This window comes from Frateuria sp. (assembly GCF_035695185.1).
GTDB lineage: Bacteria > Pseudomonadota > Gammaproteobacteria > Xanthomonadales > Rhodanobacteraceae > Frateuria_A.
Map to the genome: position 1 here is coordinate 1 of NZ_DASSES010000021.1, position 4,407 is coordinate 4,407.

At 66.3% G+C, this 4,407-nt stretch carries 7 protein-coding genes and 1 pseudogene; 1 reads left to right on the plus strand and 7 read right to left on the minus strand.

What is annotated here, in order from left to right:
* Window positions 1-328: LysR substrate-binding domain-containing protein (locus tag VFH59_RS01560; RefSeq protein WP_325163134.1), on the plus strand; the 328-nt coding region annotated here is incomplete at its 5' end.
* Here VFH59_RS01560 and VFH59_RS01565 read toward each other — a convergent pair.
* The 7 genes and pseudogenes from VFH59_RS01565 to VFH59_RS01595 all read right to left on the minus strand — a co-directional run.
* Window positions 318-1,241, minus strand: a complete 924-nt coding sequence (locus tag VFH59_RS01565; RefSeq protein ID WP_325163135.1) for an AraC family transcriptional regulator — start codon at window positions 1,239-1,241, stop codon at window positions 318-320. The two genes, VFH59_RS01560 and VFH59_RS01565, sit on opposite strands and share 11 nt — an antisense overlap.
* 13 nt (window positions 1,242-1,254) lie before the next feature.
* Window positions 1,255-2,163, minus strand: coding sequence for an AraC family transcriptional regulator (locus VFH59_RS01570; protein ID WP_325163136.1), 909 nt, complete (start codon window positions 2,161-2,163; stop codon window positions 1,255-1,257).
* An 82-nt stretch (window positions 2,164-2,245) separates the two neighbouring features.
* On the minus strand, window positions 2,246-2,575 hold the full coding sequence (locus VFH59_RS01575) for an antitoxin Xre/MbcA/ParS toxin-binding domain-containing protein (RefSeq protein WP_325163137.1): 330 nt from the start codon (window positions 2,573-2,575) through the stop codon (window positions 2,246-2,248).
* Window positions 2,572-2,781, minus strand: a complete 210-nt coding sequence (locus VFH59_RS01580) for a hypothetical protein (RefSeq protein WP_325163138.1) — start codon at window positions 2,779-2,781, stop codon at window positions 2,572-2,574. Before VFH59_RS01580 ends, VFH59_RS01575 begins: the two co-directional genes overlap by 4 nt.
* Window positions 2,782-2,978: 197 nt before the next feature.
* Entirely contained in the window at window positions 2,979-3,416 is a 438-nt protein-coding gene (locus tag VFH59_RS01585; RefSeq protein WP_325163139.1) for a carboxymuconolactone decarboxylase family protein, read from the minus strand.
* The gene (locus VFH59_RS01590) at window positions 3,413-3,919 is read right to left on the minus strand and encodes a MarR family winged helix-turn-helix transcriptional regulator (RefSeq protein ID WP_325163140.1); all 507 of its coding nucleotides are present in this window, start codon (window positions 3,917-3,919) and stop codon (window positions 3,413-3,415) included. Before VFH59_RS01590 ends, VFH59_RS01585 begins: the two co-directional genes overlap by 4 nt.
* A gap of 29 nt (window positions 3,920-3,948) precedes the next feature.
* Window positions 3,949-4,407 (minus strand): annotated as a pseudogene (locus tag VFH59_RS01595) (arabinose ABC transporter permease); the annotation flags it as partial.

The following is a 4,407-nucleotide window of genomic DNA, read 5'->3' on the forward strand; positions in this document are numbered from 1 at the left end:
CGTCGTGGCCGATTCGTCGCGCAGTGCCGCGCGCGGTTACGGGGTGCTCGGCGGACAGGCCACACTGGCGGTACCCAGCATGCACGCAAAGATCCTCGCACAACGCGAGGGTCTGGGCGTGGGCTGGCTACCGCGCCAGCGCATCCAGACTTTCCTCAAGGAGGGTGATTTGGTAGAGCGCTCCGTGGCCGATCCGCGCGAACCCAATACCCTCTACGTCGCATGGCGCGGGGAAAGCGAGGGCCGCGCCCTAGCCTGGTGGCTAGAACAACTGAAACAGCCACGGCTGGCGAAGCGCCTGATTCGCGGCCTCGACCTCAAGGCGTAAGCGGTCGTTTGCGGGGAAGACTTTTGCGCCATAGCCCGGGCGTCGTGCCCATTCTGCCCGTGAAGACTCGCGTGAAATGGCTCTGGTCGGCAAAGCCGGACTGCCGCGCGATCTCGGACAGTGGTCCGTCTGACTCACGCATCAAACGCATCGCCACCTCGATACGCTGCAGCATCAGCCACTGGTGCGGTGACACACCGACGCTCTGCCTGAAGGCATGCACGAATGCGCTGGCCGACAGCCCGCAAGCCTGCGCCAAGTCTGCCAGGGCGATACCTTCCCGTACGTGCGCCCGCATTAGCTCCTTAGCGCAACGCTCCTGTCGCGCAGAAAGGCAGCGGTGCGGCGGGGTGCGCAGGCGGCGGCTGTCGCTGTACTGCACCACGAGATGGCTGCGCAGCGCCAGCAGCACGTGGTCCACGAACAACGCCTGATTCTGCGCTGGCGCGTGCAGCGGGGCCAGCAGCGCCCGGCCCAATTGCTCGATGACCGGATCCTGAGCCTGCAAGCCGGGGCGATAGCTCAGGTCACCGGGGGCGATACCCAGCTCGCTTCGTAACTCGGCCAGTGCACCGCGCGGCATGTAAAACATTAGCGCGTGGAACGGGTCCTCCATGAAGGCGATCGGGTTGCGTGCCAGGTCGAAGAAGTTCGTTCCGCCGCGGACTACCGGCCGATTGGAGACCGATCGTCCGTCCAACCAGAGCTCCATGTGCTGCAGGCCGTGTAGCTCCAGGCTGAGCAGGTAGGAATCTTCGGGAACGACCGGATCGGTGAAGCCGAAACCGGTCGCCCCGTATTGCATCTCCGTGACCGCCAGTCGCCAGGGCTGACCAGCCGACGAGAGCAGTGTCGGCGGCCGCTGCAGCCGGAAGGTGCTGCCCAGACGGTCGCCGTAGGCGCCTCGACGCATCGGTGCTCTCCGCTCAAAGGTTCAGCATGTTCCGCCGCCAGGTACCTGGCGATACGCCCATCCTCGCCATGAACGCGCGGGTGAAATGGCTCTGGTCGGCGAAGCCGCACTCCAGGGCGATGTCCGCCAGGCATGCCGCGGCGTCTGCCATGCGCTCGGTGGCAAGCTCGACGCGGCGCTGGATCAGCCATTGGTGCGGCGAAAACCCCGTGCTGCGCTTGAACGCGTGGACGAAGGCACTCGGCGACAAGGCGCAGGCGGCCGCCAGGTCGGTCAGGGCAATGCCATCGGCAAGATGGGCGCGCATCAGCTCCTTGGCCCGACGCTCCTGCCAGGGGGCGAGGCCGCGCGAGGCCGGTGGCGCCCGGGGACGCACGCCGCCGTAGTTGCGCACCAGGTGCACCCGCAGGGCCAGCAGCACGTGATCGACGAACAGGGCATTGCTTTGCTGCCGAGCATGCAGTGCAGGCAACAGGGAGCAGCCCAGTGCGTGCAGTACCTCGTCCTCTACTACCTCGCCGTGACGGCAAACTAGGGTGGCGTTCGATGCCCCCGCTTCGCCGGCCAGCTCGCTGAACGCCGCCTGGGGTATATAGAAAAACAGTGGATGGAAGGGCTCTGGAATATAGGCGACCGGATCACGCCTTAGATCGAAGAAATTGGTGCTTCCCTCGATGATCGGGTGCACCCGGACCGCGCGCCCGTCCACCCACAGCTCGTGTCGCTGCAGCCCGCGCAACTGCAAACCAACCAGGAAGGCGTCTTCACGGGCGATCGGGGCGGTAAAGCCGTAGTCCGGCTCGTCGCAGCACAACTCGGTGACCGCCAGCCGCGAACCGCCAGCGGTATGGGAAACCAGTGTCGGTGGATCGGTCATGTGAAAAGACCGTCCCAACCGGTCGCCATAGGCGCCACGCACCATTGCCACCTCCGACTGCCCGGACGGGCCATGCCATGGTAGTCCTGCGCTTGATCGTGGGCTACTTCCCTCGGCACTCGAGCATTCAGTAGGCGCAACCGACCTGCATGGTCGGCTGCGATGCCGAGCTTTGGCCGTACAAGCGGTCGCAAACCGTGTCGATGTCACCGTCGGCGAGCAGGTCATAGGCCGACCGGCCGCCGAAGGCACGCTGGTGCATGCACATCCAGCGCGCCGCGCGGTCCCGGTCGCCGATGAACTGCAATACCAGGTGCGCGACGGCGCCATGCTGCTCCTCCAGCACGCGAAAGGCACGCTGGATGGCTGCTTCGCGGGCGCGATCCAGCCCCCGCAACTCCTCGGCGACGGCCGACAGGCTCCGCGCGGACCTGAGCGTATGCGCCACATTGCTCATTGCAGCGTCCGCTCCTGCGCGCGGTCGATCTCGATCGCCGCGCGCAGGAAGGTAAGCACGGCGTGTGCCCTACCCTGCCTCACCAGTTCCGCGGCGGTGAGCCCGTCCAGCACCGCGATCGGCACACTGCGGTACCAGGCCATGGCCTCCACCGGATCGGGTTCCAGTGCTGCTGCCATCCGCAGCACCGCCAGCGCGGCGGCCATGATGTTTCCCTCCGCCGATGATGCTGGCCGGTCCGGCACCGCCGACTGTGTTGCCGCTACCGGCCAAACAAAAGATGTTGATCGCATGGGACACCTCCTGCGCATCGCTTTGTGTTCGAACGGTAGCCCGCGCCGGTTACGCCGGATTGCGCATTCCTGCTCTGGCTTGTTCCTTCGCGCCAGGGATGCCAGGTTTCTCAGGCGGGCATCTTGCGGAAAGCGATCGCGAACCGGTTCCATCCGTTGATGGCGACGATCAGCAGCGTCAGGTCCGTGAGTTCCTCCGGCGAAAAATGGCCGTGCACGGAAGCCCAGACGCTGTCAGGCACGTGCTCCTGGCTGACCAGGGTCACCGCTTCGGTCCACTCCAGCGCGGCGCGCTCGCGTTCGCTGAAAAATGGTGCCTCGCGCCAGGCGCTCAACGTGGCCAGTCGCCGTTCGTCCTCCCCGGCCTTGCGCGCATCGGCCGAATGCATGTCCAGGCAGAACGCGCAGCCGTTGATCTGCGAAGCACGCAGGCGCACCAGCTCGACCAGGGGCTTTTCAAGCGCGCTTTTGGCGATGCGCTGCTCGAGCGCAACCATCGCCTTGATCGCGTCGGGGCCGGCTTTGTAGAAGTCCAGTCGTGCACTCATGGGTCGTTCTCCAGTGGAGGGGCATGGTCGGCATGCCGTTGGGGGGAATCCGCGGCGGCTTCGCCTGTCAGCGGGACGGGTAGAGCAGCTGAACTGCCGCGGGTGGCTTCAAGTAGCCAAAGCAGACGATCGATCGGGAGTCCTTGCGGCGATGGAGCGCGTCGGACCACCAAGTCCAGCGAGACGGCAACGCGGCCATGCAGGACACGGCCTCCGGCGGTCAGACCTAGGGTCGCGCGACGCCGGTCGCGCTCATGCCTCGCGCTGTGAAGCAGTCCGCGCTTGATGAGCCGTGTCGTGGCGCGCGACAAGGAACCAGGGTCGCGCGCGAGCCGGCGGGCGACCTGGGTAAGCGGCGCATCGCCGTTGGCCAGTTCGGCGATGATCAGCCACTCGGCCAGCGCCAACTCCTCCGGCACGAGCACGCGGTCGATCGACCGGTTCAGATCCTTGTGCAGGCGTTCAAGCTGCAATAACGCCAGATGGACGCGCGTCGCAGTCACGCTCTTCTCGATCCTGGAGCGCGCCGTAGTCACCGGAATACCCGCTGCAGCAAGGTCACGCCGACGCCGATCACGCCAAGCAGGGCGACGGCGACAAAGTGATCGACATTCGCGAGCATGGCCGACTGCTGCGCCAGCATCTGCGCAATGCGGGCCGCTGCCATCGGTGTCGCCTGGGCCGGGCCGACCAGGTGCGACAGGCCATCGCGCAGTGGACCAAACACAGCCTCGTACGCCGGATCACCGGGCCGGACCCGGTTGTCGAGGACGGCGTAATGGACCGCGGTGCGCCACTGCTGTCCGAGTGTGGCCAGGGCGACGCCCAGCGCGACGCCCGCCTGGGCCAACATGTTCTTCAGCTGCTGGGCATTGGAGAAAGCCGGCTCATCCTGGTCCACCTGCCGGAACGACTGCATGGCCGCCACCGGCAGCACGGTCAGCAGGAACACGCTGTAGCACGCCAGGGCGGGCAGCACATCGCGCCACAG

Coding starts and splice junctions, on each gene's coding strand:
- VFH59_RS01575 (WP_325163137.1), bottom strand. CDS start 2,575: ATGAGCAATGTGGCGCATACGCTCAGGTCCGCGCGGAGCCTGTCGGCC.
- VFH59_RS01585 (WP_325163139.1), bottom strand. CDS start 3,416: ATGAGTGCACGACTGGACTTCTACAAAGCCGGCCCCGACGCGATCAAG.
- VFH59_RS01565 (WP_325163135.1), bottom strand. CDS start 1,241: ATGCGTCGAGGCGCCTACGGCGACCGTCTGGGCAGCACCTTCCGGCTG.
- VFH59_RS01580 (WP_325163138.1), bottom strand. CDS start 2,781: ATGGCCGCCGCGCTGGCGGTGCTGCGGATGGCAGCAGCACTGGAACCC.
- VFH59_RS01570 (WP_325163136.1), bottom strand. CDS start 2,163: ATGGTGCGTGGCGCCTATGGCGACCGGTTGGGACGGTCTTTTCACATG.